This is a genomic window from Peribacillus sp. YIM B13482, from assembly GCF_042787975.1.
GTDB lineage: Bacteria > Bacillota > Bacilli > Bacillales > DSM-1321 > Peribacillus > Peribacillus simplex_A.
Genome location: NZ_JBHZPF010000003.1, coordinates 85,793 through 111,220, shown reverse-complemented (window position 1 = coordinate 111,220; position 25,428 = coordinate 85,793). Strand labels below are relative to the sequence as shown.

31 protein-coding genes are annotated in these 25,428 nt (G+C 41.7%); 8 read left to right on the top strand and 23 right to left on the bottom strand.

The features are described from left to right. Positions 1–9: 9 nt before the first annotated feature. The 10 genes from spoIIAB to spoIIM form a co-directional block, all read right to left on the bottom strand. Positions 10–450, bottom strand: a complete 441-nt coding sequence (spoIIAB, locus tag ACFX4L_RS03495; RefSeq protein WP_034308139.1) for an anti-sigma F factor — start codon at positions 448–450, stop codon at positions 10–12. Position 451: 1 nt separating this feature from the next. Continuing rightward, positions 452–802, bottom strand: a complete 351-nt coding sequence (gene spoIIAA / locus ACFX4L_RS03490) for an anti-sigma F factor antagonist (protein ID WP_061463936.1) — start codon at positions 800–802, stop codon at positions 452–454. 131 nt (positions 803–933) lie between these two features. After that, positions 934–2,100 carry a D-alanyl-D-alanine carboxypeptidase family protein gene (locus tag ACFX4L_RS03485; RefSeq protein ID WP_377382972.1) on the bottom strand — a complete coding sequence of 389 codons (1,167 nt, stop codon included), beginning with the start codon at positions 2,098–2,100 and terminating at the stop codon, positions 934–936. 210 nt (positions 2,101–2,310) lie between these two features. Further along, a complete protein-coding gene (locus tag ACFX4L_RS03480; protein WP_061463938.1) occupies positions 2,311–3,615 on the bottom strand; it encodes a pyrimidine-nucleoside phosphorylase in 1,305 nt (434 codons plus the stop codon). Between the two features lie 65 nt (positions 3,616–3,680). After that, the gene (locus ACFX4L_RS03475; RefSeq protein WP_377403936.1) at positions 3,681–4,493 is read right to left on the bottom strand and encodes a purine-nucleoside phosphorylase; all 813 of its coding nucleotides are present in this window, start codon (positions 4,491–4,493) and stop codon (positions 3,681–3,683) included. Between the two features lie 15 nt (positions 4,494–4,508). Beyond that, complete coding sequence (deoB, locus tag ACFX4L_RS03470; RefSeq protein WP_284470280.1) at positions 4,509–5,696, bottom strand: phosphopentomutase; 1,188 nt, start codon at positions 5,694–5,696, stop codon at positions 4,509–4,511. Positions 5,697–5,993: 297 nt separating this feature from the next. Further along, positions 5,994–6,887 (bottom strand): site-specific tyrosine recombinase XerD, encoded by an 894-nt coding sequence (xerD, locus tag ACFX4L_RS03465; protein WP_089361449.1) that lies wholly within the window; start codon positions 6,885–6,887, stop codon positions 5,994–5,996. Between the two features lie 5 nt (positions 6,888–6,892). Then, positions 6,893–7,123, bottom strand: coding sequence for a YqzK family protein (locus tag ACFX4L_RS03460; RefSeq protein WP_375166215.1), 231 nt, complete (start codon positions 7,121–7,123; stop codon positions 6,893–6,895). A gap of 206 nt (positions 7,124–7,329) precedes the next feature. Continuing rightward, positions 7,330–7,788 carry a ferric iron uptake transcriptional regulator gene (fur, locus tag ACFX4L_RS03455; protein ID WP_061466137.1) on the bottom strand — a complete coding sequence of 153 codons (459 nt, stop codon included), beginning with the start codon at positions 7,786–7,788 and terminating at the stop codon, positions 7,330–7,332. Positions 7,789–7,907: 119 nt separating this feature from the next. After that, positions 7,908–8,555: a stage II sporulation protein M gene (gene spoIIM, locus ACFX4L_RS03450; RefSeq protein WP_061463942.1), complete on the bottom strand. Its 648-nt coding sequence runs from the start codon at positions 8,553–8,555 to the stop codon at positions 7,908–7,910. Between the two features lie 138 nt (positions 8,556–8,693). Between spoIIM and ACFX4L_RS03445 the strand changes: the two genes are divergently transcribed. Further along, positions 8,694–9,257: a GNAT family N-acetyltransferase gene (locus ACFX4L_RS03445; RefSeq protein ID WP_089361450.1), complete on the top strand. Its 564-nt coding sequence runs from the start codon at positions 8,694–8,696 to the stop codon at positions 9,255–9,257. Between the two features lie 49 nt (positions 9,258–9,306). On the opposite strand, the gene ACFX4L_RS03440 is transcribed toward ACFX4L_RS03445, so the two are convergent. Next, positions 9,307–10,485 carry an endonuclease Q family protein gene (locus ACFX4L_RS03440; protein WP_377382966.1) on the bottom strand — a complete coding sequence of 393 codons (1,179 nt, stop codon included), beginning with the start codon at positions 10,483–10,485 and terminating at the stop codon, positions 9,307–9,309. Beyond that, positions 10,486–11,034 carry an NUDIX hydrolase gene (locus tag ACFX4L_RS03435; protein ID WP_061463945.1) on the bottom strand — a complete coding sequence of 183 codons (549 nt, stop codon included), beginning with the start codon at positions 11,032–11,034 and terminating at the stop codon, positions 10,486–10,488. It lies immediately after the preceding gene. A gap of 74 nt (positions 11,035–11,108) precedes the next feature. On the opposite strand from ACFX4L_RS03435, the gene mciZ reads away from it, so the two are divergent. The 3 genes from mciZ to ACFX4L_RS03420 all read left to right on the top strand — a co-directional run bounded on the left by mciZ (position 11,109) and on the right by ACFX4L_RS03420 (position 12,904). Further along, positions 11,109–11,270, top strand: a complete 162-nt coding sequence (gene mciZ / locus ACFX4L_RS03430) for a Z-ring formation inhibitor MciZ (protein WP_089361452.1) — start codon at positions 11,109–11,111, stop codon at positions 11,268–11,270. A gap of 56 nt (positions 11,271–11,326) precedes the next feature. After that, positions 11,327–12,235: an aldo/keto reductase gene (locus ACFX4L_RS03425; protein WP_284470276.1), complete on the top strand. Its 909-nt coding sequence runs from the start codon at positions 11,327–11,329 to the stop codon at positions 12,233–12,235. Between the two features lie 243 nt (positions 12,236–12,478). Further along, positions 12,479–12,904 (top strand): Ohr family peroxiredoxin, encoded by a 426-nt coding sequence (locus ACFX4L_RS03420; RefSeq protein ID WP_061463947.1) that lies wholly within the window; start codon positions 12,479–12,481, stop codon positions 12,902–12,904. 42 nt (positions 12,905–12,946) lie between these two features. Here the strand turns inward: ACFX4L_RS03420 and ACFX4L_RS03415 are convergent, their stop codons facing one another. Continuing rightward, the gene (locus ACFX4L_RS03415; protein WP_061463948.1) at positions 12,947–13,375 is read right to left on the bottom strand and encodes a MarR family winged helix-turn-helix transcriptional regulator; all 429 of its coding nucleotides are present in this window, start codon (positions 13,373–13,375) and stop codon (positions 12,947–12,949) included. A gap of 164 nt (positions 13,376–13,539) precedes the next feature. After that, positions 13,540–13,800 (bottom strand): YqkE family protein, encoded by a 261-nt coding sequence (locus ACFX4L_RS03410; protein ID WP_061463949.1) that lies wholly within the window; start codon positions 13,798–13,800, stop codon positions 13,540–13,542. Between the two features lie 132 nt (positions 13,801–13,932). Between ACFX4L_RS03410 and ACFX4L_RS03405 the strand changes: the two genes are divergently transcribed. Continuing rightward, entirely contained in the window at positions 13,933–14,832 is a 900-nt protein-coding gene (locus ACFX4L_RS03405; protein WP_284470274.1) for an alpha/beta hydrolase, read from the top strand. A 40-nt stretch (positions 14,833–14,872) separates the two neighbouring features. Here the strand turns inward: ACFX4L_RS03405 and ACFX4L_RS03400 are convergent, their stop codons facing one another. From ACFX4L_RS03400 to ACFX4L_RS03390, 3 genes are all read right to left on the bottom strand, one after another. Beyond that, positions 14,873–15,196 carry an iron-sulfur cluster biosynthesis family protein gene (locus ACFX4L_RS03400; protein ID WP_089361456.1) on the bottom strand — a complete coding sequence of 108 codons (324 nt, stop codon included), beginning with the start codon at positions 15,194–15,196 and terminating at the stop codon, positions 14,873–14,875. Positions 15,197–15,399: 203 nt separating this feature from the next. Next, on the bottom strand, positions 15,400–15,732 hold the full coding sequence (locus tag ACFX4L_RS03395; RefSeq protein ID WP_284470273.1) for a YolD-like family protein: 333 nt from the start codon (positions 15,730–15,732) through the stop codon (positions 15,400–15,402). Positions 15,733–15,758: 26 nt separating this feature from the next. Further along, positions 15,759–17,018 carry a Y-family DNA polymerase gene (locus ACFX4L_RS03390; protein ID WP_377382961.1) on the bottom strand — a complete coding sequence of 420 codons (1,260 nt, stop codon included), beginning with the start codon at positions 17,016–17,018 and terminating at the stop codon, positions 15,759–15,761. Between the two features lie 414 nt (positions 17,019–17,432). Here ACFX4L_RS03390 and ACFX4L_RS03385 point away from each other — a divergent pair, with 414 nt between their 5' ends. Then, positions 17,433–18,092, top strand: a complete 660-nt coding sequence (locus ACFX4L_RS03385) for a C40 family peptidase (RefSeq protein WP_061463954.1) — start codon at positions 17,433–17,435, stop codon at positions 18,090–18,092. A gap of 92 nt (positions 18,093–18,184) precedes the next feature. Here the strand turns inward: ACFX4L_RS03385 and ACFX4L_RS03380 are convergent, their stop codons facing one another. From ACFX4L_RS03380 to ACFX4L_RS03370, 3 genes are all read right to left on the bottom strand, one after another. Continuing rightward, on the bottom strand, positions 18,185–18,712 hold the full coding sequence (locus ACFX4L_RS03380) for a hypothetical protein (protein ID WP_284470271.1): 528 nt from the start codon (positions 18,710–18,712) through the stop codon (positions 18,185–18,187). A gap of 156 nt (positions 18,713–18,868) precedes the next feature. Next, positions 18,869–19,684, bottom strand: coding sequence for an SDR family NAD(P)-dependent oxidoreductase (locus ACFX4L_RS03375; RefSeq protein ID WP_377382959.1), 816 nt, complete (start codon positions 19,682–19,684; stop codon positions 18,869–18,871). Next, on the bottom strand, positions 19,684–20,652 hold the full coding sequence (locus ACFX4L_RS03370) for an MBL fold metallo-hydrolase (protein ID WP_061463957.1): 969 nt from the start codon (positions 20,650–20,652) through the stop codon (positions 19,684–19,686). The genes ACFX4L_RS03375 and ACFX4L_RS03370 overlap by 1 nt, the downstream gene beginning before the upstream one ends. A gap of 520 nt (positions 20,653–21,172) precedes the next feature. Here ACFX4L_RS03370 and proC point away from each other — a divergent pair. Next, positions 21,173–22,018 carry a pyrroline-5-carboxylate reductase gene (proC, locus tag ACFX4L_RS03365; protein WP_377382957.1) on the top strand — a complete coding sequence of 282 codons (846 nt, stop codon included), beginning with the start codon at positions 21,173–21,175 and terminating at the stop codon, positions 22,016–22,018. A 143-nt stretch (positions 22,019–22,161) separates the two neighbouring features. Here the strand turns inward: proC and ACFX4L_RS03360 are convergent, their stop codons facing one another. Then, positions 22,162–22,593, bottom strand: a complete 432-nt coding sequence (locus tag ACFX4L_RS03360) for a VOC family protein (protein WP_377382955.1) — start codon at positions 22,591–22,593, stop codon at positions 22,162–22,164. A 287-nt stretch (positions 22,594–22,880) separates the two neighbouring features. Between ACFX4L_RS03360 and ACFX4L_RS03355 the strand changes: the two genes are divergently transcribed. Beyond that, positions 22,881–23,435: a MerR family transcriptional regulator gene (locus tag ACFX4L_RS03355; RefSeq protein ID WP_284470268.1), complete on the top strand. Its 555-nt coding sequence runs from the start codon at positions 22,881–22,883 to the stop codon at positions 23,433–23,435. A 174-nt stretch (positions 23,436–23,609) separates the two neighbouring features. On the opposite strand, the gene ACFX4L_RS03350 is transcribed toward ACFX4L_RS03355, so the two are convergent. Together ACFX4L_RS03350 and ACFX4L_RS03345 are read right to left on the bottom strand one after the other, a co-directional pair. Then, on the bottom strand, positions 23,610–24,404 hold the full coding sequence (locus ACFX4L_RS03350) for an ABC transporter ATP-binding protein (protein WP_061463961.1): 795 nt from the start codon (positions 24,402–24,404) through the stop codon (positions 23,610–23,612). Next, positions 24,379–25,410 carry an ABC transporter permease gene (locus tag ACFX4L_RS03345; RefSeq protein WP_377382952.1) on the bottom strand — a complete coding sequence of 344 codons (1,032 nt, stop codon included), beginning with the start codon at positions 25,408–25,410 and terminating at the stop codon, positions 24,379–24,381. Before ACFX4L_RS03345 ends, ACFX4L_RS03350 begins: the two co-directional genes overlap by 26 nt. Positions 25,411–25,428: the final 18 nt, after the last annotated feature.

Sequence of the window (25,428 nt, the reverse complement as noted above, 5' to 3'; positions counted from 1 at the left end):
AAGTCTCCCTTAATTGCACAAAGCTCTACTTGTAGTTAAGTGCTTTTTTAATCGAATGATCGTACCTTCGCCCTTATGGGAAATTATATTGATTTCATCCATGAAGTTTTCCATGATGGTAAATCCCATACCGGAACGTTCAAGTTCGGGTTTTGTCGTAAATAACGGCTGTTTAGCCTCCTCGACGTCCTCAATGCCCAGTCCTTCATCACGGATGGTCAATTCCACAGTATCGCCTTCGATGACCACTGAAATGTAGACCCAGCCTTCCGGGTCACTCTCATACCCATGGATAATCGAATTCGTAACGGCCTCTGACACGACAGTCTTGATCTCTGTCAATTCATCCATCGTCGGGTCCAATTGGGCAATGAAAGCCGCAACAGTTACCCTTGCAAATGATTCGTTTTGGCTTAGTGCAGAAAATTTTGTTTCCATTTTATTTTTCATCTTAGGCAACCCCCAGTCTTTGCAAAGCGTTTTTTTCGGATAGTTCCATTTTAACAATTTTAAACAACCCTGACATCTCAAATAACCGCTTTACCGCTGGAGAAATTGCACAGACCACCATTTCACCTTGCTTTTTGTTTACCTGCTTATACCGCCCTAAAATAACTCCGAGCCCTGAACTGTCCATAAAATGCAATTCTTCCATGTTAAGGATAATATGCTTGATGTTATGCTTTTGAATAGCTGCCTCTGCCTGGTTTTTCAATTTTTCTGCTGTATGATGATCTAAATCACCTTTGAGACGAATGCACAATACGCGATTTTTCGCCTCCATATTAATCGTAAGACTCACTATATACAGCCTCCTTCACTGTCTTATAAGGAGTCAAATTCTCTTTTTCACCTGCCAATTCCTTCTTACAGGCAAAACTAGTGGTGTTTCGCCTAAATTAGTACGATTAACAGGCATTGCGACAATTTATTCTATTTAGCTTGGGTAAACATGCCGAAAGCCCTTTTATACAATTGCCACCAACTGGCATTTTCAACAGTTTCCTTCGCGACAATCGGAGATTCGACATAAACCTTACCCTTTTTCTTCAATTCAAACGTACCAATTTGATCACCTTTTTTAATGGGGGCATTCAAATCTTTATCAATAGTGATTTTTTTTGTAAAATCCTTTGCCGTTCCGTTCTTGGCTGTCAAGACTGAAATAGGTTCACTTGTCACTCCCACCACGGATTTCTTGTGGCCTTTACTTACCTTTGCTTCACCTAACACCTCGCCGCGTTTGTAAATCGGATATGTGATGTAATGTGAAAATGCATAATCTAACATCTTAGTAACCTGAGCGTTTCGTTCCTTTGGAGAAACAGCTCCGAAAACGACGGCAATGACACGCATATTCCCTTTTTTTGCTGTTGCTGTCAAACAATACTTCGCTTCATTTGTGAATCCTGTCTTCAGTCCATCCACTCCAGGGTAAAATTTCACTAATCTGTTCGTGTTGACAAGCCAAAATTTCTTTTCGGTATTTTCACGGAGATAATCTTCATATGTACCCGTGAACCTTGTAATCGTATCGTATTTCAATAGTTCCTTCGCCATGATCGACATATCATGGGCCGAACTGTAATGATCTTTAACAGGAAGGCCTGTTGCGTTTTGGAACTTTGTATTTTTCAGCCCGAGGTCTTTCGCCTTTTTGTTCATTTTCCTAACAAACTCTTCTTCCGATCCAGCAAGACGTTCAGCCATCGCGACCGATGCATCATTCGCCGAACCAATCGAGATGCCCTTAAGCATGTGTTCTGTAGTCATCTCTTCACCTGGCTCGAGGAAAATCTGGGAACCGCCCATCGATGCCGCATACTCACTAGTCCTGATTTTCTCCTTCATGCTAAGTTCGCCTTTATCGACCGCTTCCATGATTAGCAGCATCGTCATAATTTTTGTCATGCTTGCCGGTGAAAGGCGAACATCTGCATTTTTGTCATATAGAACAGTACCTGTATCCCGTTCAATCAAAATAGCGGATTTAGCATTTGCCGCCAGCTCGACACCTTTTTCTTCAGCTGCCTCTGTATGCGGGATGCTAAAACCCATTGCTACTAATACGGTTAAAAATAGAGAAAGAATCCGCTTCATCTCCATACCCTCCAATCTTTATATGATTTATTTTTTCCATCAAACCCATTTTTATACAAATAAAGATGAATTTAAGATCATATAATGGATATCAAGTAATAAATTAACAAAAAAATAAAAGAGGCTGCGCATGGGCATCCTCTTTTAAACATTCATTGGGACAGACAAAAAGACCGCTCTAAATAATGAGCGGCCTTTTTTTGAAAAAATTTATTCCATAATCTCTTTATAGATCAAAGTAGGTTTTTCTACTTTCTCTTTTGAAATCGCAATGCTTTCATATAATTTTTCCTTTACCTTTGAAACATCTTCAAAATTACTGTAAATCGTCACAAGGGATTCACCTTTTACAACGGTTTCTCCGATTTTTTTACGGAGTACCAGCCCGACTGCCAAATCTATCTCTGATTCTTTTGTCGCCCGGCCTGCTCCTAAAAGCATAGCTGCCGTTCCTACTTCATCAGCGATGATTTCCGATACATACCCGTCCACTTTCGCTTCCAGCTCGAAAGTATGAGCAGCCTGAGGAAGTTTTTCCGGCTGATCTACAACCGAACCATCGCCTCCTTGCGCTTCTAGGAAGACCTTGAATGAGTTAAGTGCAGAACCATCTTTAATCGCATTTTCAAGCAGGGTTCTTGCTTCTTCCAGCGAGCTTGCCTTTTTGGCAAGGTATACCATATGGCTTCCTAGCGTTAAAGAAAGTTCCGTTAAATCTTCCGGCCCTTCCCCTTTAAGCGTATCGATGGCTTCTTTCACCTCTAAAGCATTTCCGATTGCGTAACCCAGCGGTTGGCTCATATCGGAAATGACAGCCATCGTATTTCGTCCCACATTGTTCCCAATGCTCACCATCGCGTGCGCTAACTCTTCGGAATCTTCGAGAGTTTTCATGAAAGCGCCTGCTCCCGTTTTAACATCGAGTACAATCGCATCTGCACCAGCAGCGATTTTCTTACTCATGATCGAGCCGGCAATCAAACCGATACTATTAACGGTAGCCGTAACATCGCGCAATGCATATAACTTTTTGTCAGCTGGGGTCAGGTTGCCACTTTGCCCAATGACAGCTATCTTATTTTTATTTACAAGTCGAATGAACTCGTCATTTTCTATTTCGACATGAAAGCCTTTTACAGACTCCAACTTATCGATCGTACCGCCTGTATGGCCGAGGCCGCGTCCTGACATCTTTGCCACTGGAACACCTACAGCAGCAACCAATGGTCCAAGTACTAGTGTTGTGGTATCACCCACACCGCCTGTTGAATGTTTATCGACCTTAATTCCTTCAATCATCGATAAATCAATTTGATCGCCCGACTCGACCATTGCCATGGTTAGATCAGCACGTTCCTGCTCATTCATCCCTTTGAAATAAACAGCCATCGACCAAGCACTCATTTGGTAATCCGGAATCGATCCATCGGTAAACCCTTTGATAATGAACTGTATTTCTTCAGTAGAAAGAGCCTTTCCATCACGCTTTTTCTCGATTAAATCTACCATTCTCATATTAGAATCCCCACTTTTAAAGACACCGCTTCTATAAAGGTGTACTTGTATTTTTTTGGATCGTTTTATATGTCTTTAACGATGTGCTTAACAAATTCCAGAAAACTGCTTTTCACTTTTTCCGTTGTTTCAATTACCTCTACATGCGACAAAGGCTGATCCAGAATGCCTGCGGCCATATTGGTAAGGCATGATATTCCTAGCACCTTCATATCGCTATGTCTAGCTACGATAACTTCAGGAACTGTTGACATTCCAACTGCATCCCCGCCAAGGATCCTTGCCATTTTCACTTCAGCAGGTGTCTCATAAGTCGGTCCTGAATTCCCGATATATACACCTTCTTTAATATCCAACCCGAGTGTTGATGCTATTTTTTTAGCTTGTGCCCGAAGGCCTTTATTATAAGCTTCTGACATATCAGGGAATCTAGGGCCGAAACGCTCTTCATTAGGACCAATCAATGGGTTTGCCCCCATTAAATTAATATGATCCGTAATGAGCATCAAGTCACCAGGTGCGTAGCTTTCATTAACGCTTCCCGCAGCATTCGTTACAATTAACTGCTCAACTCCAAGAAGTTTCATTACACGTACTGGAAATGTGACTTTCTCCATGGAGTATCCTTCATAAAAGTGAAAACGCCCCTGCATTGCTACAACTTTTTTGCCACTTAATTGACCAATGACAAGCTGTCCAGCGTGTCCTTCAACAGTCGATACCGGAAATTCCGGTATTTCGTGGTATGGGATCGTTATGGGATTTTCAATTTCATCTGCCAGTACTCCAAGTCCAGAACCAAGAATCAGTCCTATCTCCGGGGAGCCTTCAATCTTATTTTTTATAAATGACGCAGCTGTCTCTATTTTATTAAACATCTTTTTAATCTCCCCTTATTTTATATCGCCCAATATATTTTTCCCGAAGGCAGGCATTTTCACATCAAAATTGGCAGCGACCGTCGCCCCGATATCAGCAAATGTATCTCTAATTGGGAGCTCGGCACCTTCTGTAAATTGTTTGGAATAGACCAATAATGGCACATATTCACGTGTGTGATCGGTTCCTTCATGTACCGGATCATTCCCGTGATCGGCAGTGATGATCAATAAATCATCCTCTTTCAGTTTTTCAAGGACTTCCGGCATCCGGGCATCGAATTCTTCCAATGCCTTTCCGTATCCCTCTGGATCGCGGCGGTGGCCGTATAAAGCATCGAAGTCGACTAGGTTCAGGAAACTTAACCCTTTGAAGTCCTGTTCTATCGTTTGGATTAATTTATCCATTCCATCCATATTAGATACGGTCCTTAATGATTCAGTGACGCCTTCCCCATCAAAGATATCCGAGATTTTCCCGATTGCGAGAACATCATATCCAGAATCCTTCAATTCGTCCATTACTGTCCGGTTAAAAGGCTTCAATGCATAATCATGACGGTTAGGCGTTCTTTTGAAGCTGCCTGGTTCACCCGTGAAAGGTCTGGCAATCACTCGCCCAACCTTGAACTCATCAGCCATTGTCACCTCACGAGCAATTTCACAAATCTTGTATAATTCGTCTATCGGAACGATATCTTCATGTGCAGCAATCTGTAAAACGGAATCAGCTGATGTATATACGATCAACGCACCCGTTTTCATATGTTCCTCACCAAGTCTTTCAATGATTTCCGTTCCGCTTGCCGGGACGTTCCCAATTATTCCACGTCCCATTTTCGTCTCAAGTTCATTGACTAATAATTCCGGAAAACCATCGGGAAATACACGGAATGGGGTGGATATATTCAACCCCATTATTTCCCAATGTCCAGTCATCGTATCTTTCCCTGTAGATGCTTCTTTCATTTTCGTATAGTATGCGAGAGGTTGCTGAGCCTTATCAATCCCTTTTATTTCACGGATATTTCCTAAACCCAATTTTGCGAGAGTCGGCATTTTCAATCCATTCATTTTTTCAGCGATATGGCCGAGTGTATCCGCCCCTTTATCACCGAATAAATCGGCATCAGGTGCTTCGCCAATTCCAACTGAATCCATAACCACAACAAATATACGTTTAAACGCTGAATTTCCTTTCATGAGTCATTCCTCCTAAAATAGTAAATCACTTTTTATACTCCCTATAATACCCTTATTCTGCTCAGATACTCTTCAATTAAATGAAATCACAAGAACGTCAGAAGTCTGACCTCTCTACATTGTAAACGATTACCCTTGATTGAGACAAATAATATATTTCGAAATGAAACAAAGTGCCATCAGATGGCGCGAGAATCGTCAGCATCCATTTTGCAGCCCGGTCCATAAAAAAAAAGGCTGCTCCCTTTAACTGTCTCGCAGTTAAATTCACAACCTTTCTATCATTCTACTATTTTTTTAAGCTCGCGGATGGAATTTTGAATATACATCCTTGATCCGTACGTTCGTAATATGTGTATAAATTTGAGTTGTCGAAATATCCGCATGACCCAGCATTTCTTGGACGGCACGTAAATCAGCCCCATTCATCAATAGATGTGTCGCGAAAGAATGACGCAGTGTATGTGGTGTAATTTCTTTTTCTATTTGTGCCGATTTTACAAGTTTTTTTAGAATTTTCCAAAATCCCTGTCTTGTCAGCCTGTTGCCATGATGATTCAAAAAAAGTGAATCCGTCCTGTGCTTGGGGCTGGCCAATCTCCCTCGAGCCCCTTCCATATAATGTTCAATGGCACTCAATGCCGTTTGCCCAATCGGAATGATCCTCTCTTTTTTTCCTTTCCCTACGCAACGGACAAACCCCATCGATCCATGGACATCCCCCACATCCATGGATATCAATTCACTGACACGCATACCTGTCGCATACATCAGTTCCAGCATCGCCTTATCGCGTAATCCGAATTCATCCAATATCTTCGGGGCTTCCAATAATGCTTCAACCTCTTCCATGCTTAATACTTTTGGAAGGCTTCGTTCCGGCTTTGGCGTTTCTATATGTATGGACGGATCTTGATCGGTTACCTTTTCCCTTAGAAGAAATTGATGAAAAGATCGAATGGAGGCAATATGGCGCGCTACCGTCTTCGATGATTTCCCTTGATCCTTCAAATGGACGAGAAAATGCAAGATGTTCACCCGCCGTGAATCATTCCAGTCGTTAATGGTTTCAACATCTTTCAGATAGCTCCAATATGATCTTAAGTCGCGCTCATAGGAAACGAGCGTATTCTTGGCAAGTCCTTTTTCAATGGTTAAAAAATGAATGAAATCCCTAATTTGATTCTCCATATTCATTACTCCCCGTTTAAATAAAACAACATTAAGCGTTCAAGCCATGCATCATCACCCGTATCAACTGCCTTTGATACTTTTACAGCCATACCTTTGGGCTCATCATAACGATGATAACTTTGATATTCCTGATTCAACCATACCATTCCTATATAAAAAAGAACAGTGAAGCTAACAAAGAGAATCATCACTTTAGCCGTATGCAAAACAAGCGATAAGGATGTTTTCATCATCTTTCCCCTCCCATTCGATCCTTTGTATCAATCTATGCCCAACAGGACAAGTTTTATACGTGTTTCGGCAAGGAGAAAGCAAAAATAGCCTTTACATGAAAAAAATCATTCTTCATCCTGATATTTTTCTTGAGATGCCTCGCAATAGGTTTTTAGCCTTTTAAAAATGCAAAAAACCTTCTCCATCAAATGGAAAAGGTCCGACTTCATTCACCTTTATTTTCTTCTTTGCCATGACATCGATGGCAAATGCCATGAAAGGTTAATCTATGGTCTTTTATCTTGAAGTTCCAGTCGCGTTCCACAATGTCTTCTACGTCTTCAAGCAGGTCTTCTTGGATCTCATCTACCGCGCCACATTCCACACAAACAAGATGATGGTGGAAATGCGCAGCTCCTTCTTGTCTTAAATCATAACGGGAAACCCCGTCTCCAAAGTTAATTTTATCTACTATCTTCAATTCAGTCAGCAACTCTAGCGTACGGTAAACTGTTGCCAATCCAATTTCCGGCGACTTTTCTTTAACAAGGAGGTAAACGTCTTCTGCGCTTAAATGATCCTCTTCATGCTCAAGTAAAACGCGGACGGTCGCTTCTCGCTGAGGCGTTAATTTGTAGCTGGACGAGTGCAACTGCTTTTTTATCCTATCAATTCTATTTTCTATTTCCATACCTAATATTCCCTCCCGCGCCGCTATCTTATCCATTATATCAAAAGAGGGAAAACTGTCAAAATAGATTTCTTGTTAATGATAAAAAAAATTACGGGAAGGGCAATTTTCCATCAATTACCCAATAAGCTTACGACATTTTTCATTAAAGAAGGGGATAGGTACGCTTCAAATGCAGCAGCTGTTATCAAAAATAACCCCGACAAAACCAACGAGAAAATATACCGTGATATTATCGGCTTAAGCGGCTCACGGACCTGCTTAAGGAAAATCCGGCTGATCATTTTCATTGATAGTGAGACGGCAAGGACGGTTATCACGATGAATATCGGGACTATGAATATATTTTGGGGCAGAATGGCGACGAACGATAATAAGAACCCACTCCATCCCATTTGATTGACTAAAAAGCCGACTGTGAATCCAACAACCATTCCTTTTATAAATAACAAAACCAAGATGACCGGCAAACCTATGACCGATATTCCGAGAATCCAGATGACGCCGATATATTTTATATTATGCATAATACTTTGGCTGAACATATCATGCGAAGATGCAAATTCACCTTTGGAAACTTGTCCGAAAAATTGCGATAAATAATAGAACAAGTCCTCCTTTTGGGTAAAGCTCAAACTATTCACCAGTACTGCCCCAAAAATGACACCCATCAAAAAAAGCACGGTGATAAAGACATATAATGAGGAATGTTCGTTAATATGTTTCATTACGGCATTTTGTACGACAGATTTTTTTTTCATCTTTCATCCTCCCAACTCCGCTTACTAGAATCTATGTTTTCACTCTCTCATTTATGCTAAGAAAACTTTCCCATCAGCAGAACACCTTTAACTGTATTCGTGTTATAATTTTCCATATTAATTATATGGAGGCAGGATATGAAAGCTATATTAATGGATTTCCCAGAGAAGATTGAAACCCCTCGATTATATCTAAGGCCTTGTCAGCCTGGTGATGGCATTGACGTTTACGAAGCCATTGTCCATTCTAAATATGAATTGAAACAGTGGCTGCCCTTTGCCCATCAGGATGCCTCTTCGGAAACTTTAGAACGGAATGTTCTGAAGGCTTTTGCGGACTTTATTTTAAAAGAGGATATTAGACTTCATATTTATAGGAAAGAAGACGACCAATTCATCGGCTCCACTGGTCTGCATCGAATTAACTGGGATATCCCTAAATTTGAAATTGGCTATTGGATTGATACGAGGTACAGTAAACAAGGGTACATAACGGAAGCGATAGAGAAGTTAACCAAATTCGCTTTTTACCATTATGGTGCTAAGCGGGTCGAAATCCGCTGTGACCCTAAGAATATTGCCAGCAGACGGATTCCCGAGAAGCTAGGTTATACCTTTGAAGGAACTTTGCGGTATGACTGTCTTAGTGCAGATGGCAAGGAATTGCGGGACACCTCAATTTATGCAAAAACAACATACTAAAAAAAGTCCTGACAGTTAACCATCTCATCTGTCAGGACTTTTTTTCAGGTTAGCTTTCCTTTTTGACCTTTCCATACTTGCCTCCGCCCCCCACTTCAAAAGAAAGCGTCCCTTTCCTTGCAGAATCGATGTAGCCCGCCAATTTTTCAGGAACGATTTCCATGAGCTGTTCAAGCGTAACTTCATGAAGGATATTCATCTCGGTTCCAAATGCCACCAGCAGTCTTTCCATGGATTTAGGTCCAAGGCCTGGGATGAAATCAAGTGGTACTTGGTGGATATATGGCGGTCTTTCCCTCCCATATCTTCCGTTCATTTTGGAAATGGAGAGTTCTTTGATCCGGGATGACACCCCTTTTATAATGGACTTATTACCACACTCAGGACATTTTTCACTATCCCTCAATACCTGGTGTAAACACCCTGAACATACGGTTTGATGATACTTTCCCAATAAGGGGTTCAAACCATAATTGACGGTTACTTTTCGATTTTCCTTTCCTTGAAGGGCTTTTGCCAACTCATTGAAACTTGGTTCTTCAAGCTGGATTTTTTGATATTCACGAGCGATTTTCCCAAGCGAATGCGCATCAGAATTTGTCACGAATACATAGGATTCCAACTCTTCGATATCCTTGACCATTTCTGTATCTGAACTTAAACCAAGTTCGATGGCATCAATTAGCTCCTGGTCTAATACTTCAGTCAGACTGGATCGCACCCCTTTCCCGTATAAGCTTTTAAATGGGGTGAAAACATGTGCCGGGATAAACAGGCCGCCCAATGACTTCACCATCTTTTGTAACGTTCTTCCATCACAATAAATCCTTTGCGAGCTTAATGTGATATTTTTAACATGGCCGCTCATCCATGATGAGAATTCCTTCATCGCTTTTAAAGTGGGAAAATAGGCGAGGACATGGATTGGTCCATTACAATTCTGATCATAAATTTCTATCTCCGAGCCTGGAATGATGGTTGTATTCTTGTATTGAAGACCGCCTTCAATCTTTTCCGTGATTTTGCCATCCTGAATTCCCGCTTCGATCTCTTCGATAATTTCAGGAGAATGGCAATCGATTATCCCGATTAGATCAAGGCCCTTCCTTTCACTTGCCACTTGCAGCACATTGCTGAAGGTTAACGTTTTAGCACCTGTTATTTTCACGGCCCTTCCGCTTCTCGTTCTGCCAATATGGATATGGAGGTCAGCGTAAAACTCTTTCATTTATGATGTCGCCTTTTTCAACATCAGATACTGAACGGCATATGCCGTTTTGGCATCCTGGATCTTTCCTTCAGCCATATAAGTTTGGGCTTCCTCCAACGTGAGTTCCATCATCTCGACAAATTCATCTTCATCCAGCGGGGCCGCATTTTCTTTCTTTTTCAAATTGTGGGCCACATACAGGTGAACCAATTCATCGGCGAAACCTGGGGATGTATAGAAGGATATGATGTGCTCCATTTTTTCGCATTCATAACCTGTCTCCTCTTCAAGCTCCCGTTTTGCCGATAGGACCGGTTCTTCGCCTTTTTCCAGCTTTCCTGCAGGGATTTCCACCAAACTTCTCTCCAGCGCTTTACGGTACTGTTCAACCATGATGATTTTATTTTCTGCCGTAAGAGCTATGATGGCAACTGCTCCCGGATGTTTCACTATTTCACGTTTACCCGTTTTCCCATCAGGAAGCTCTACATCATCCACTTGCAGGCTGATTACCTTTCCTGTGAAGATTTTTTCCGAAGACAGCGTTTTTTCTTCAAATTTTTTCATCCTGACCACTCCTTGTTCTAATTTCAGCATGATTCCTCATACATTTTACCATAATAGAGAGGGAGGGCGATTTAATGAAGGTTTACGTATTGGAAAAAAGCGTTACTTTATCCGGAAAGAGTTGGGAAATCATTCAAAAACTAAAACAATTGCAAAATCAATATGTCTATATCAATGATTGGATTGCCGACATACACCATCAGGTGCCACCCACTCCTTTAAAACGGATCAAGTGAATTCTTTGAGTAGAATGGATTTCTCCTTTACAATGAATGTAAAGGGAGTGGATAACATGAAAAAACGCAAACTAGGGAATTCAGAAATGCTAGTATCTGAAATCGGGCTTGGATGCATGTCATTGGGGACTGTTGAAAATCAGGCATCCGAAATCATACAGGCCGCTTTAGATGAAGGAATCAATTATTTTGATACTGCTGACTTATATGATTTCGGTATGAATGAAGAAATCGTCGGAAAGAATTTAAAATCGGTCCGCGATAAGGTATACATAGCCACCAAGGTTGGAAACCGTTGGAATGAAAATAAGGATGCCTGGAGCTGGGATCCATCTGGCGCTTATATTAAAACGGCAGTAAAAGATAGCTTAAAACGATTGGGCACTGATTATATCGACCTTTATCAGTTACATGGAGGCACCACTTCAGACAATATCGAAGAAACGGCAGAAGCATTTGAAGAGCTAAAAAAAGAAGGATATATCCGATATTATGGAATTTCCTCAATTCGTCCGAATGTGATCAAGGAATTCACTGAAAAGTCTGAGCTTGATTCCGTTATGATGCAGTATAATCTACTCGATCGCCGCCCAGAAGAGTGGATATCCCTTTTGGCCAACAATCAGATAAGCATCATCGCCCGCGGGCCGCTTGCTAAAGGGCTGCTTAGTGAGAAAATGCTTAAAAAGGCAAACGAGGATGGATACCTTGACTATAGCTATCACGAACTTAAAGATTTGCTTCCGCAAATAAAGGACAAACTTTCTGATAGGAAGCTTAATGAAACGGCACTTCAATATGTTTTGTCCCATCAAAGCGTCGCTACCGTTGTACCAGGCGCAAGCTCGGTACAGCAACTCCGGGAAAACTGCCAGGCCGCTAACAGCTCCTCACTGTCCAAAACCGAGCTTGATATCTTGAAGCAGTTGACCAAAGCGAACAAATATGAAAGTCACCTGGAATAAAAAATGATGAACTGAACTGATTGTTTCAAAGGACGTTTTGTAGGCTGCCTTGCCTCGTTAAACCAACGGGAGGGGCAGCCTATTTCCGTTCCATCGTTTTATCGTTTACTTGGCCATACTGCTTCTGTACCGTTTTCAAGTTTCCCATCATTATTGTTTTTCAACTTTTTTCATTGCCATTCTATAAATGATGTTGTACAATTCAATTGTGCACAATCTAAGGATTAAATAGGGGGGAAAATGATGACAAAAACATTATTTACAACGTCTGTAACAGTTGATGGCGGAAGAGAAGGAACGGCAATTTCTGCTGACGGCAACTTCACGGTTGATATTGCGATGCCTGGAACACCTAGGGCTAAACAGATGCCTGAAGCATCTAATCCGGAACAGCTTTTTGCTGCTGGATATGCTGCATGTTTTGATAGTGCTTTGCAATCAGTTGGTAAAATCGAACACATTTCTTTCGATTCCAAAGTCACTGCAAGCGTCAGTCTTTTGATGGGTGAGATGCATCAGTACAGCTTGGCTGTAACTTTGGCTGTGAAGGGATCCGGGATTGATAAAGAGACATTTGAAACCCTTGTTCATAAAGCACATCAAATGTGTCCTTATTCAAAAGCAATCAATGGCAATGTGGACGTCGCCTTTGAAATAGATGTAGATTAAAATCCGACAAAAAGACGCTTGGGGTTCCCAAGCGTCTTTTTCCTACAATTCCTGTAATGTTTTCAATAGTTGGAGCAGCGAAGCTTTCAAATCTTCAACCACCCTCTTATCCTCACCCGATATAGCCGAAATGCGATCGGGAATGAAACAGGCCTCTTCCTGTAAACCAAGCCCCTTTTCCGTCAACTTAATCATGACAGACCGTTCATCTTCAATGGAACGTTCACGGACAATCAAGCCATTCTGCTCCATTCGTTTCAACATGGGGGTAAGCGTTCCTGAGTCGAGGGCAAGCAGCTCCCCTAGCTTTTTTACTGTAAGTGTATCCTGTTCCCATAGTAGAAGAAGAACGAGATATTGAGGATATGTCACTTCGAGTTTATCAAGCAGAGGTTTATATTTCTTCGTCATTTCCCTTGAACTTGCATAAAGAAGGAAACATAATTGATTTTCCAGCATTTTACTTTTCATCACATCACCAGCTAGTAGTAGTCCATCCGATATGAATGCATACCGAACTTACCTTAAATATAATCGTTATGCTTTATAAAATAAAGGAATATCAGTAAGGGATGTTCCCCTATCCGTTTAAAATGATTCTTCCTGTGGATGGGCTACACTGCCCCCTTTTTTCTTTATTTATAGTTCTTCCAGTTCATATCGCTTTCACCCAATAGCTCCTCGAATGATTTGTTCTTCTCCCGCTGCTTTCTTTCTTCGCGTTTTCTTTCTTCCTCCGCTGCCCTTTTCTCCTGTTCAGCCTCATTCAGTTCCTTTTGCTTTTGACGAAGCTGGGACATGATATCTTGATTGATCATATCACCAAGTTTCAATGATGATGAATCTTTATCTTGGTTTTTGCTTTGATTTTGATTTCGCGGCTGTTTCTTTTTCATCCTTAAAACCTCCTGGCCATTTATTTGAAATTATTATATCACGACTGCCGTTTTCCTCGTTATGGTTTTCAAACAGTGTTTTCCCATTTCCCTCATGGTAAAATAAAGAAAATCAACCGAGGAGGACCCTTCATGAAAAAATGGTGGTTTGCAATAGCTGGAATCCTAACCTATATCATCGGCGTCGGCATTTATTTTTCCAATCGGATCATGTACATGAAAAAGAAGGAAACCGATTATATCCAGAATCGTGAAATCATGGCTAAACGCCTGATCAGGGAGGATTTTGATAATCTGCCTAAAACGGAAATTTGGGTACCCTCACCATCCGGATATTCCTTGAAATGCTTGTTCATCGAACCGCATGACACCAATAAATGGGTGGTCATTTCTCATGGTGTGACGGAAAACAAAGTCAATTCGATTAAGTACATGAATATTTTTCTTAAGCGCGGATTCAACGCCGTCATTTATGACCACCGGCGGCACGGGGATTCTGGTGGCAAGACGAGCAGTTATGGACATTATGAAAAATTCGACCTGAAGGCCGTAATCGATGAATTGAAAAGACGTAAAGGTTCCGATCTTCATATTGGCATTCATGGAGAATCCATGGGGGCCGTAACCCTGCTTTTATATGCCGGAATGCTTGAAGATGGTGCTGATTTTTACATTGCCGACTGTCCATTTTCAAATTTCGAGGATCAGATCAAACACCAGCTCAAGCTTGAAATCCCATTTCCCTCTTGGACCGTGTTTCCGCTTGGGCGTACGTTCATCAAACTCCGTGATGGATATTGGACAAATGAAGTGTCCCCCATCGATTATATGAAAAACATCCGAAACCCTGTGCTCTTCATCCATAGTGAAAACGACAGCTTCATTCCCGCTTCCATGACAGCGGAATTATATGCAGCAAAAGAGGGCCCAAAGCAGCTGTACATCGCTAAAAAAGGGGCCCACGCTCAATCTTATAATGAAAATCCAAAAGAATATGAAGATCAAATCGATCAGTTTCTCAAACTTGTCTGAACAGAAAAAGAGAGGGTATCCACGATTCCCTCTTTTCTAGTTAGATTTTATTAAAATAGCTCATCCTCGGATTTAAGATTTGATTCGGACTTTTTAATTGAAAGCTGTTCGCTTCCGGAACAAAGTCTATTTTCATGACTTCATCCAGAAAAATCATTTTTGATTTCTCAACATATAGGGGAATTCCGTTCGTTTCCGCTTTTTCGGTACCTTCTTCAGGTTCGTTGACCAGCCATAGCGCGGTCACACCACTTACCACGCAGCCACAGCCATCAGTATCATATTTCAACTGTAAATATCCTTCTTTTCCCTGAACCTTATCGGCTATTTTCTCAGCGGCTCTTTCCGTCCATTCAATATACATGATCCATGCCTCCCGATATCTTTGCATTCCCCTATTATAAACGATAAAAATGTTTCTGTTAATGATACTGCTTCCTTCTGCAAGATCGCCCAGATTATCTTTTGCCCCGATGATCCCCTTTCACCAAGAAGAAAATACATTAAAAAGAACCGATATCGTTTCGAATATGAAAGGCTGTCCCTCGAGAACAGTCCTTCCGCTCATCATTCCATTATCCTTACATCCGCTATATCGGAAAGCTTGATATAGTGAGCCTGCTGAAAGCGATCGACGATATGAAGCTTTTGGGTGAGCTCATTATAATAATGGATCCTGCCGATTAACAGCTGATACCGGTTTCCTTCATAATGAGCGATCGTGACATCCTTTCTTTCCTCCATCGCTTCCCCCATTACCACATTCATTTCTTCCAGTTGCTGCTCATCAAGGATGCGCTTCGTTTCATGGCCATCCTCCACCACCCAATCCCGGAGCATCTTCACATGCTCCGGCAACATCATCGATGTCCATTTGATACGGCCGCGATCACGAATCATTCTTTTCCCTCCCTTCAAAGTCGACCTTACGCCTTATGCCCACCAAGCAGCCTGCTTCGGTAAACGGCTGTACCCGCTTCCGTATACGAAACTGCACGCAATAACGATTTGGGTCCATATTTATGGCGGATTCGATCAACCGTGTAACTCAATTCCCGCTTTTTCCAGCGCGAAGCATCAAATAAAGTCAGCTGCATTTCGTTATCATCCACAATATTCGAGAGTGTGACCGCTATGCTCCGAACCGTTTTTTGCTTATAGTTCTCATGAAAAAGCTCCAGGCAAACTTTATATAACTCCATCGTAATGTTAGTCGGTTCACTAATCGAACGCGAACGATGGAAACCTCCGCCAAACTCATCCTTGCTGTAACCAATGCTTAAGCTGACCGTCCTTCCTGCCTTGCGGTGGGTACGTGCCCTTCTTCCAACCTCTTCGCAAATTTCCAGCATGACCTGCTTGACCTCATGCTCCTCCTTATAATCCCTTAGCAGGATTTGACTTTTGCCAAAGCTGACTTGCCCTTCGATGATTGTTGCCCCCATATCCGATAAATCGATTCCCCACGCATGGTGGTAAAGCTGATTGCCCATAATTCCGAACTTCGCTTCAAGTAATTCAAGATCATAATTGGCAAGCTGCCCGACCGTGAATATGCCCATTCCATGAAGGGTTTTTTCTACGCGCCTGCCGATTCCCCACATTTCACGAAGCGGGGCAATCGGCCAAAGTTTGTTCGGCACATCCTCATACTTCCATTCCGCAATCCCTTTATGCTTGGCTTCCAAATCAAGGCAAAGTTTTGCCATAAGCATGTTCGGACCAATTCCAATGGCACAGGGGAGCTGTAATTCCCGTTCGATTTCATCTTTTATCTTTTCAGCTATCACCTGGGCATCTCCCCATAAAGAAGCGGCACCATCGACTTTCACAAAACTTTCGTCCACACTATACACGTGAATCGCTTCTTTGGGCACATAACGGTTGAACAAGCGGGTGATTTCCGTCGAGACCCTTAAATAGGTCGCCATTTTGGGTTCAACGACGACAATCCTTGGATCATTCGGAATCTCAAACCTCCGCGAACCTGTCTTGATGCCAAATTCCTTCTTCATCTTTGGGGAAGCCGCAAGCACAACGCTCCCCGTCCTCTTCAAATCACCAACCACCGCCAGATAACAATCGAGTGGGTCCAGACCAAGCATGACCGCTGAACAGCTTGCATAAAAACTTTTCATATCGATACACATAATTGATTGTTTCGGCATTGTCCCATAATCCATCATTTCTTCACCCTAACAAGAATATACGTTCGCTTTTATTATATTCATAACTTTAACCGAATATACGTTCTTGTTCAATGGAAGTTTTCATACAATTTTCTACTTTTTAATGCAATTTCCTTCAAAAATATAACGAACCCTAAAAACGGATTAAATACCAATTTTAAACTGATTATCCATATAGTTTTTTTAAAAACAGATCAATTAGGAGCTTGAATAATCTAGAATGAGTCAAAAGGCATAGTTTTTTAAATTCCCCTCACTGCTTTCAACAGTCTTTCGTCCATTTAATTTTAGTCTTACTACTCATTTTTTGTAATGAAACTGTAACCAAAATTATGTCTAATTGTCATAATGGTATTGTAGGATAATATTGTTAAGAATAAAAGAGAGATAGATAGAGAGGAAATGAACATTATGAAGAAATGGATCGCTTCAGCTGCTGTTGCATCTGCCATGATGCTAACCCCACTGCAAGCCTTTGCAAATATCGGAGATCAAACCCTCAGACCCGGAATGACACATAGCGATGTCAAACAACTACAACAACTTTTAAAAACCAAAGGTTATTTCACATATTCAGGTTCACTGACTACATATTACGGCACGTATTCCACATCTGCAGTAAAAAAATTCCAAAAAGCTAAAGGATTAACTGCCGACGGAATTGCTGGCCGAGGCACATTTAATGCGCTTGGTGTTTATAATGTCAATAATACAAGCCTAATCAGCTATGCAAAAACCTTAATCGGCAAGCCCTACAAATGGGGCGGGACAACACCAACTGGATTCGACTGTTCAGGCTACATTTATTATGTATTCCAGAAATCACAAGGAATTACCTTACCACGTACAACATCATTGCTCTATTCAAATACAGGGTTAAAAGTATCTTCACCATCTAAAGGTGATCTTGTATTCTTTGATACTTCTTCTGGAAGAACAGGAGTATCACATGTTGGGATCTATATCGGAAATGGTCAATTCATTAGTGCTACATCTTCAAAAGGAATAGCCATCGCGGATATGGATAATTCTTATTGGAAACCAAAGTATTTAGGTGCGAAAACTTTATAAAATCCAGGACGTGAGCTCATTCTTGTGAGCGGATTCCCATAAAATAACCGGACAGAATTCATAAATGATTCAGTCCGGTTTATTCATTTCTTTTATTTTATATATAGTATTTCATCCGTTAAATCCTCAACCGTCACCATGAATGAAGAATCTAAGTTGGAACGATTCATCATTTCGATATTATATACATGTTCTGAGGGCAAATGGCTGACCTCGAGAATCATGAATCGCTGACTTTCCGCTTTGCTGACATGATCGATGGCAGCAGTGACCGCCCTTTGTTCGGCTAAGCTTTTTGCATCCGTCAAAACAAGAATCAATTCCGCTTCCGCTTTCCCAGGAAATGTTTTCTTGACCCCGCCCCGGTGCCATGGTTTCACTTTCATCCCGATTTCCAGGTCAGCATAATCGAGATCATTCCCATGTTGATCTTGAATATATGTATCATTGGTCACCTTGTAGTACGTCCCTTTAACCAAAATCCTTTTATCGTCAAGATCCGTAATGAAACCTTTTTCCCCCTTATCAATGGCCTCATGCATATTCCTATCAGAAGATTGACAGCTAGCCAGAATAAAGGCAACAATTATATATATATAAAGGTTTACGATCATCTTCATGAAAATCCCTCCTAAAAAATAGACGGTTTTCCTAATGAAACGGTTACCAATTTATTCAAATTTTTTTCAAACAAAGGGGGAATGTCATTGGACATTCCCCTTTTGTTTTATCTATTGCTGACCTTATTCGCCTTGTAGCGCTATAGAAAGTCTGGCCTACTTTTTGAAGAATGCTTTTTTCCCTAAAGATTCGGTGATCTTTGGAAACATGTTATACCATTTCCCAGCTAAATTCATCCAGCCAGGGAGATTGATTTCCCTCTTATTGGTCAGCATCGCTGCTACGATTTTGGTCGCGACATCTTCAGGGTTAAGCATGAATTTTTCAACATTCTTTAAATATGTCCCTGATTCATCCGCAATGTTAAAGAAATTCGTTTCTATGGGCCCAGGATTGACGGTGGTCACAAAAACATGATCTTCCATTAGCTCGAGCCGAAGTGCGTTTGAATAGCCAAGAACTGCGAACTTGGTCGAAGAATACAATGTTGATTTAGGAGTGGCAATTTTACCGGCCTGTGAAGCGATATTGATGATATGCCCCGATTTTCTCCGCTTCATATACGGAAGAACCAGCTTTGTGCAGGCCATTAATCCAATGACGTTAACAGCAAACATTGCTTTCGTTTCATTTAATTCCGTATCCTGCGCTTCTTTAAACGTGCCGAAACCGGCATTATTGACCAATACATCCACTTCACCTATTTGTTCATGGATGTCATTGAATACCCTTGTCACCTGATCAGTATCTGCAACGTCAAGCTTATAGGCATATGCGTCAACCCCATATTGGTTGATTAGTTCATTCTTTAGCTGTTGTAATTTATCCAGGCTTCTGGCCAAGAGGACGAGACGGCCTCCCTGCTTTGCACTTTGGATTGCAACTTCCTTGCCAATCCCTCCGGAAGCACCGGTAATAACAATAACTTTCCCTTGTAACTTATTCAAAAAAGTGAGCCTCCTTGAGAACATTAAGCGATTGAATACAGAATGACCCCTGATTGGATTTCTGTTTCGACTTCACCCAAATCTTCTAAATAATCCAGCTGACCAACCGTTTCCGAAAGTGTCAGGCCCACTTCCTGAAGGTAAACTTTCGGAAAAAGCTGCTGACACACTTCAAAGACCGATAAAGGTTTATCTTGAAGCATGCTTTTCACCTGCATGGCTCGGTTATGCTGCCGCTCGAATCTATATTGAATCAAGTCAGCAACCGCATCTCCTTCCACTTCAGTTCCATGTCCGGAGTATACAGTGGATATGGAAAAATCCAATAATTTCTGAAGTGATGCATTATATTGCAGTAACGGACGAGGCCTCTTACCGCCCAGAAGTAAAGGCGGTTCCATTAAAGGATTAGGTGAAATCTTAGCAAGCAAGTGATCACCCGCGATCATGACACCGTCACTTTCCCTGTAAAAGGATAAATGGCTTTGCGCATGCCCTGGAGTCTCGATCGCTTTCCAGCCTGGAAGACCAGGAAGCTCATCCCCCTCGGCCAAATATCCATGCAGCTTCCGTTGACTAAGGAAGCTGATTTCATCGCGGTTATGGATCAGTTTATTTTTCAGCTCTTCTGCCACTCCAAACTTCGTGGCATAATCAAGAAAAAAACGATTATGGGTTTCAAGGAACTCATCACTGATAGTCAGCCAGCGCTGATTGTTTTTATGTCCATAAACAGGGATATCCTTTTCAAAGAAATCGAGTGCACCTGCATGATCAGGATGATGATGGGTTAAAATGATTTGTTCGATATCAGTCAATTCCAGACCCAAATCACCAAGTCCATTAGTCAAGGCTTCCTTTGATCGTTTTGTTTTAACTCCAGTATCAATTAGCGTTAAAGCATCCCCTTTAACAACATAAACATTTACATCGCCCACTGCAAATGGCGTGGGCAATGCAAGTTTTGCGATATCTCCATTCCAATTCGCCATAATCTTTTCCACCTTAGAAATTATATTTATATAAATCTTTTTATACGCTAGACAGGATTTTTAGTACACTTATCAATAAAATATAGGTATAATTACCATTTTACATGTATTTTTAATCACTGTCATTATTTTCACATAATTCATGTCTATTTTTTGTCGTCCATGCATATATTATCATTGACAGAGTACTGATATATCCTTCATAATCACAAGTAATTAAAGACGGATGGCTTTGATTAAGGCCAAGTAAATTTATTGATGGCGTAAAGAGAGTGAAGCTCGGAATGTGCTGAAAGGCTTCATCGCCCCCTCATTATTGAACCTACCTTATGAGCCTTCAGGAAAACCTGACGTAATTCCCGCGTTAGAGGAATCAAGTGCAGCTTTTCTGTTTATTTGTTATGGAAAAGTTGAACAAAGGTGGTACCACGGAAGCTAGACCTTTCGTCCTTTATTGGATGAGGGGTCTTTTTGTTTTTAAAAAAAGACCGAAAATTTAAAAGAAAAAGGAGCGAGAAATATGAAAAAAATCGCATTTATCGGGGCTGGATCGATGGCAGAAGCAATCATTTCGGGGCTGGTGACTCAACAGGTGATTGATCCAGCAAATATTTTTGTAACAAATAAATCCAATGATGACCGGTTAAATTATTTAAAGAAAGAATACGGGCTAACTGCCACAAGATCGCTGCAGCAATTAGTACAGAATGCAAACCTTGTCGTACTGGCGGTGAAACCGAAAGATATTTTAGAAACGATGCAATCAATAAAAGAATACATTCGCGAAGAAATGCTGTTCATTTCCGTGGTGGCCGGGGTTCATACAACAAGTTTGGAAGGAGTCGCCAACAAACAGTTCTCAATCGTCCGAGCCATGCCTAATACATCGGCAGCTGTAGGAAAATCAGCAACTGCCCTTGCGGCTAATGGTCACACGAAAGAATCGCAATTACAAACGGCGATTACCCTTTTTGAAACGGTAGGAACCGTAGCTGTCGTTGGCGAAGCCCAGCTAGATGCGGTAACAGGCTTATCAGGAAGCGGGCCGGCTTATATATATTACTTGGTCGAAGCATTGGAAAAATCAGCAGAAAAAATAGGTCTCGATTCCGAAACAGCGAAGCAATTGATTCTCCAGACACTGATGGGTGCGGCCGATATGTTACAGAAATCACCTAAAACGCCTGCCGTACTAAGAAAGGAAGTAACTTCACCAGGCGGAACGACTGAAGCAGGTCTGAAAGCACTTCAAGCACATCAAGTGCAAGAAGCATTCATTGCCTGTGTACAAGAGGCGACTGAGCAATCGAAGCGAATGGGCGATCAAATAAGTAAAGAACTTGCCAAGCATGTAGTTTCACAGTAAAAGGCACATGATGATTACCAGCTGTTGCCTAGCCACTCCCGTATAGGCAGTGGCTAGGCAACAGCCCTTTTTTTATGATCCAACTCCTGAAGGCATAGGGAAGGTCCAAGTCTTTTGATTTTCCAGCCCTTCCGCAGTGCGCGTTACTTTATAATGAGCATATCCGTTTCATCAAAACTCCAATCCTTCGAATACGCAACCTCCCAATAGTAACCATCGGGGTCTGAAAAATATCCGCTGTATCCTCCCCAAATAACATCTTGAGGTGATTTCTCGATCGTTCCCCCGGCCTTTTCAGCCTTGTTGATCACTTCATCCACTTCTTCTATTGATTTAGCATTATAAGCGAGCGTAAGCCCCGGGAAACCATGTTTCTTAGGCGGTGCTTTCTCATTGATGTCCTTTGCTAGCTCCTCTAAAGGATACAAAGCAAGTTTCGTTCCTGCATTATTAAAAAAAACGATTGCTGGTTCTTCCTCTTTTATCGATGTGCGGAATCCCAACCCATCCCGATAAAACCTTAAGGATTCATTGATATCCTTAACACCTAAAGTTATAAGGTTAATCCTGTTCATACTATTCCTCCTTTTTTCTTCTTCAAAGGGTAATTCGACATATGAATCATTTTCCCTTTATAGTTTTGATTGACCATCAAGCCACACCATCACAAATGCTTCTTCTTAAATCTCCTAACAAGGCTCACCATTTGCCAAAATCGGTTCCAAGAGTATTCCTTCTCGGATTGGTCCTCATGCAAATTACGTAGGAAATCCACTTTCTTTGCCGAATGAATACTTGTTTTGTCATCTGTAAAGGAATTGCCTCATACTTATCGAATTCAACAACAAAAGGGGGAATCTCGATGAATACAAGTGCAGTTGCCCGGTTACTGAATGTTTCCCATAGTACGATTCAACGCTGGGTCACCCAATTGAACATGGAGGTAGAACGGAATCAGCTTGGCCACTATCAGTTTTCAGATGAAGACATTGCATTATTGAGAAAAATCCAAGATCAGCTGAACGAGGGCATCATTCTCCAAAAGGTCAGTATATCAGAGAAAAAGATTAGAAAAGCAACCGGCCAGAAACACTCCGAAACGAATAAAGAACATGATCAACTGATAGAACGAGTCGTCAGGCTTGAAAATGGACTGAAAACAAAAGCGGACGATGTTGTATCCTATCAACTTTTACAGCACAGAAGTGAAATGGAAGAAATGCACAAGCTCGTTAAAAAGCTCGAAGCTCGTATCGAAGCGTTAGAAACACCAATTGTCCAGCCATTTGATTATTTCCTCGCGGCTGAAGAAGCTGCTGCCACTAAAAAGACGAAGAAAAGGCCATTCATAAAAATGATTTTTGGAAATAACAGAAGGAATGATAGTTCATCATGGAGCACAGCCGACAGCGATTAACATCGATTATATTCAAGATCGTTAATGAGCACCCCACCATAACCATTTTTCCTAGGCTCAAGTACTTCTTCGACATTCGTGCAGTAAATAAAGACCTGATCTGATTAATTACCCCAAAAATAAAAAGGCCAGGACCCAAGATTTATCTCACCTGGGTCGGGCCTTTTCATCATCTTAAATCAACACTGCACGGTCATTGAGCATTTTTTCGCCTTTAATGCGCTGGAATTCGTTAAGCAGTTTTTCAACGGTTAGCTTCTGCTTTTCAGCGCCTCTAGCTTCAAAAATGATCTGTCCCTTATCCATCATGATCAAGGAATTTCCAAGATCGATGGCCTGCTGCATATTATGGGTCACCATCAACGTCGTTAACTGGTTCTTTTCAACGATTTCCTTCGTCAGATTTGTCACAAGCTCTGCCCTGGAAGGATCAAGTGCTGCTGTATGTTCATCAAGAAGCAGGATTTTAGGATCGGTGAAGGTCGCCATCAGCAATGAAAGTGCCTGGCGCTCCCCACCTGATAATAACCCCACTTTTGCAGTCATCCGATTTTCCAAGCCTAAATGAAGGGTACCCAAACATTCTTTAAAAAGCTCTTTCCGTTTTTTTGTCACCCCGAAGCCCAAACCTCTTCTGTTGGTTCTGCCATATGCAATCGCCATATTTTCTTCAATCGTCATATGTGGTGCCGTCCCCAGCATCGGATCCTGAAAAACGCGGCCAATCATTTTAGCACGAGCATGTTCCTCAATGGCCGATACGTTTTCCCCATCAATGATGACTTCACCGGCATCAGGGAGAATCTTGCCGGATATCATGTTCATCAGCGTCGATTTACCTGCTCCATTACTCCCGATGACTGTTACAAATTCGCCTTTAGTCATCTGCAGTTCAAGATTCCCAAGGGCTAGCTTTTCATCTGGTGTCCCTTCATTGAAGACCTTATAAATCTGATTTAACTGAAGCATATCCTTCTCCCCCTTTCGATGAAGTCCCACCATGGCGCATCTGTATTTCTTTGAGCCGCCTTTTCTTTCGGCTTTTTTCCTTTTGTTTATCGGTAATTTTCGGAATGACAAGTGCCCCGACCACAATAAGTGCCGTAATTAATTTAACATCACCTGTATCAAGGAAATCTACGCGGAGTGCCAAAGTTACGACGATTCGGTAAATGATCGCTCCTCCAATGACCGCAAGTGTCGCACGTGCAATCGTTTTTGAGCCAAATAATGCTTCGCCAATTATAACGGATGCCAATCCGATGACGATGATTCCAATCCCCATGCCAATATCGCTAAACCCGTTATATTGGGCAACCAAGGATCCCGAGAAAGCCACAAGTGCATTTCCGATTGCAAGTCCCAGGATTTTCATGTTTCCTGTATGGGCGGAAAAACTCTTGACCATAGCTTCATTATCACCCGTCGCACGTAAAGCAAGACCGATTTCCGTTTTTAAAAAAGCTGACATTCCAGCTTGAATGATTAAAGCCACAATCAACATAACAATTAGTATGGCCCACGTTTTGGGCATGCTATCACCGAGGCCCACTATCGTTAAAAGACCATTCAACACATTGTCCACCCCTGTGCCAGCCCAGGCATCCTGAATATTCGTGATGATGGTTGTTTGGGAAAGCAACGGAATGTTGGATGCACCCATGATCCTTAGGTTGATGGAGTAAAGTGCGATCATCATTAAGATACCTGCAAGGAGTGGATTGATTTTCCCTTTCGTATGAAGGAAACCCGTTATTGTGCCAGCAATGAACCCGGCAACCATTGCACTCAACGTGGCTATGATCGGCGAGAAACCGTTAACGATCATAATGGCGGCAACAGAGGCCCCTGTCACAAAACTGCCTTCCACTGTCATATCCGGGAAGTCGAGAATCCTGAATGTTAAATATACACCGAGTGCCATGATCGCATAAATCATTCCCGACTCAAAAGAGTTGAATAAGGCTGAGAACATATTTTTCTTCCTTCCCCG

Excerpts from the sequence above, each read along its gene's own strand:
- ACFX4L_RS03345 (WP_377382952.1), bottom strand. The coding sequence starts at position 25,410 with ATGTTCTCAGCCTTATTCAACTCTTTTGAGTCGGGAATGATTTATGCG.
- ACFX4L_RS03385 (WP_061463954.1), top strand. The coding sequence starts at position 17,433 with ATGAAGAAATGGATCGCTTCAGCTGCTGTTGCATCTGCCATGATGCTA.
- ACFX4L_RS03355 (WP_284470268.1), top strand. The coding sequence starts at position 22,881 with ATGAATACAAGTGCAGTTGCCCGGTTACTGAATGTTTCCCATAGTACG.
- proC (WP_377382957.1), top strand. The coding sequence starts at position 21,173 with ATGAAAAAAATCGCATTTATCGGGGCTGGATCGATGGCAGAAGCAATC.
- ACFX4L_RS03395 (WP_284470273.1), bottom strand. The coding sequence starts at position 15,732 with ATGATTCGTGATCGCGGCCGTATCAAATGGACATCGATGATGTTGCCG.
- ACFX4L_RS03350 (WP_061463961.1), bottom strand. The coding sequence starts at position 24,404 with ATGCTTCAGTTAAATCAGATTTATAAGGTCTTCAATGAAGGGACACCA.
- ACFX4L_RS03400 (WP_089361456.1), bottom strand. The coding sequence starts at position 15,196 with ATGTATATTGAATGGACGGAAAGAGCCGCTGAGAAAATAGCCGATAAG.
- ACFX4L_RS03420 (WP_061463947.1), top strand. The coding sequence starts at position 12,479 with ATGACAAAAACATTATTTACAACGTCTGTAACAGTTGATGGCGGAAGA.
- ACFX4L_RS03375 (WP_377382959.1), bottom strand. The coding sequence starts at position 19,684 with ATGTTCTCAAGGAGGCTCACTTTTTTGAATAAGTTACAAGGGAAAGTT.
- ACFX4L_RS03460 (WP_375166215.1), bottom strand. The coding sequence starts at position 7,123 with ATGATGAAAACATCCTTATCGCTTGTTTTGCATACGGCTAAAGTGATG.
- ACFX4L_RS03380 (WP_284470271.1), bottom strand. The coding sequence starts at position 18,712 with ATGAAGATGATCGTAAACCTTTATATATATATAATTGTTGCCTTTATT.
- spoIIM (WP_061463942.1), bottom strand. The coding sequence starts at position 8,555 with ATGAAAAAAAAATCTGTCGTACAAAATGCCGTAATGAAACATATTAAC.
- ACFX4L_RS03435 (WP_061463945.1), bottom strand. The coding sequence starts at position 11,034 with ATGAAAAAATTTGAAGAAAAAACGCTGTCTTCGGAAAAAATCTTCACA.
- mciZ (WP_089361452.1), top strand. The coding sequence starts at position 11,109 with ATGAAGGTTTACGTATTGGAAAAAAGCGTTACTTTATCCGGAAAGAGT.
- spoIIAB (WP_034308139.1), bottom strand. The coding sequence starts at position 450 with ATGAAAAATAAAATGGAAACAAAATTTTCTGCACTAAGCCAAAACGAA.
- ACFX4L_RS03415 (WP_061463948.1), bottom strand. The coding sequence starts at position 13,375 with ATGAAAAGTAAAATGCTGGAAAATCAATTATGTTTCCTTCTTTATGCA.
- xerD (WP_089361449.1), bottom strand. The coding sequence starts at position 6,887 with ATGGAGAATCAAATTAGGGATTTCATTCATTTTTTAACCATTGAAAAA.
- ACFX4L_RS03445 (WP_089361450.1), top strand. The coding sequence starts at position 8,694 with ATGAAAGCTATATTAATGGATTTCCCAGAGAAGATTGAAACCCCTCGA.
- ACFX4L_RS03440 (WP_377382966.1), bottom strand. The coding sequence starts at position 10,485 with ATGAAAGAGTTTTACGCTGACCTCCATATCCATATTGGCAGAACGAGA.
- ACFX4L_RS03475 (WP_377403936.1), bottom strand. The coding sequence starts at position 4,493 with ATGTTTAATAAAATAGAGACAGCTGCGTCATTTATAAAAAATAAGATT.
- deoB (WP_284470280.1), bottom strand. The coding sequence starts at position 5,696 with ATGAAAGGAAATTCAGCGTTTAAACGTATATTTGTTGTGGTTATGGAT.
- ACFX4L_RS03370 (WP_061463957.1), bottom strand. The coding sequence starts at position 20,652 with ATGGCGAATTGGAATGGAGATATCGCAAAACTTGCATTGCCCACGCCA.
- ACFX4L_RS03360 (WP_377382955.1), bottom strand. The coding sequence starts at position 22,593 with ATGAACAGGATTAACCTTATAACTTTAGGTGTTAAGGATATCAATGAA.
- ACFX4L_RS03390 (WP_377382961.1), bottom strand. The coding sequence starts at position 17,018 with ATGATGGATTATGGGACAATGCCGAAACAATCAATTATGTGTATCGAT.
- ACFX4L_RS03405 (WP_284470274.1), top strand. The coding sequence starts at position 13,933 with ATGAAAAAATGGTGGTTTGCAATAGCTGGAATCCTAACCTATATCATC.
- ACFX4L_RS03480 (WP_061463938.1), bottom strand. The coding sequence starts at position 3,615 with ATGAGAATGGTAGATTTAATCGAGAAAAAGCGTGATGGAAAGGCTCTT.
- ACFX4L_RS03425 (WP_284470276.1), top strand. The coding sequence starts at position 11,327 with ATGAAAAAACGCAAACTAGGGAATTCAGAAATGCTAGTATCTGAAATC.
- ACFX4L_RS03410 (WP_061463949.1), bottom strand. The coding sequence starts at position 13,800 with ATGAAAAAGAAACAGCCGCGAAATCAAAATCAAAGCAAAAACCAAGAT.
- ACFX4L_RS03485 (WP_377382972.1), bottom strand. The coding sequence starts at position 2,100 with ATGAAGCGGATTCTTTCTCTATTTTTAACCGTATTAGTAGCAATGGGT.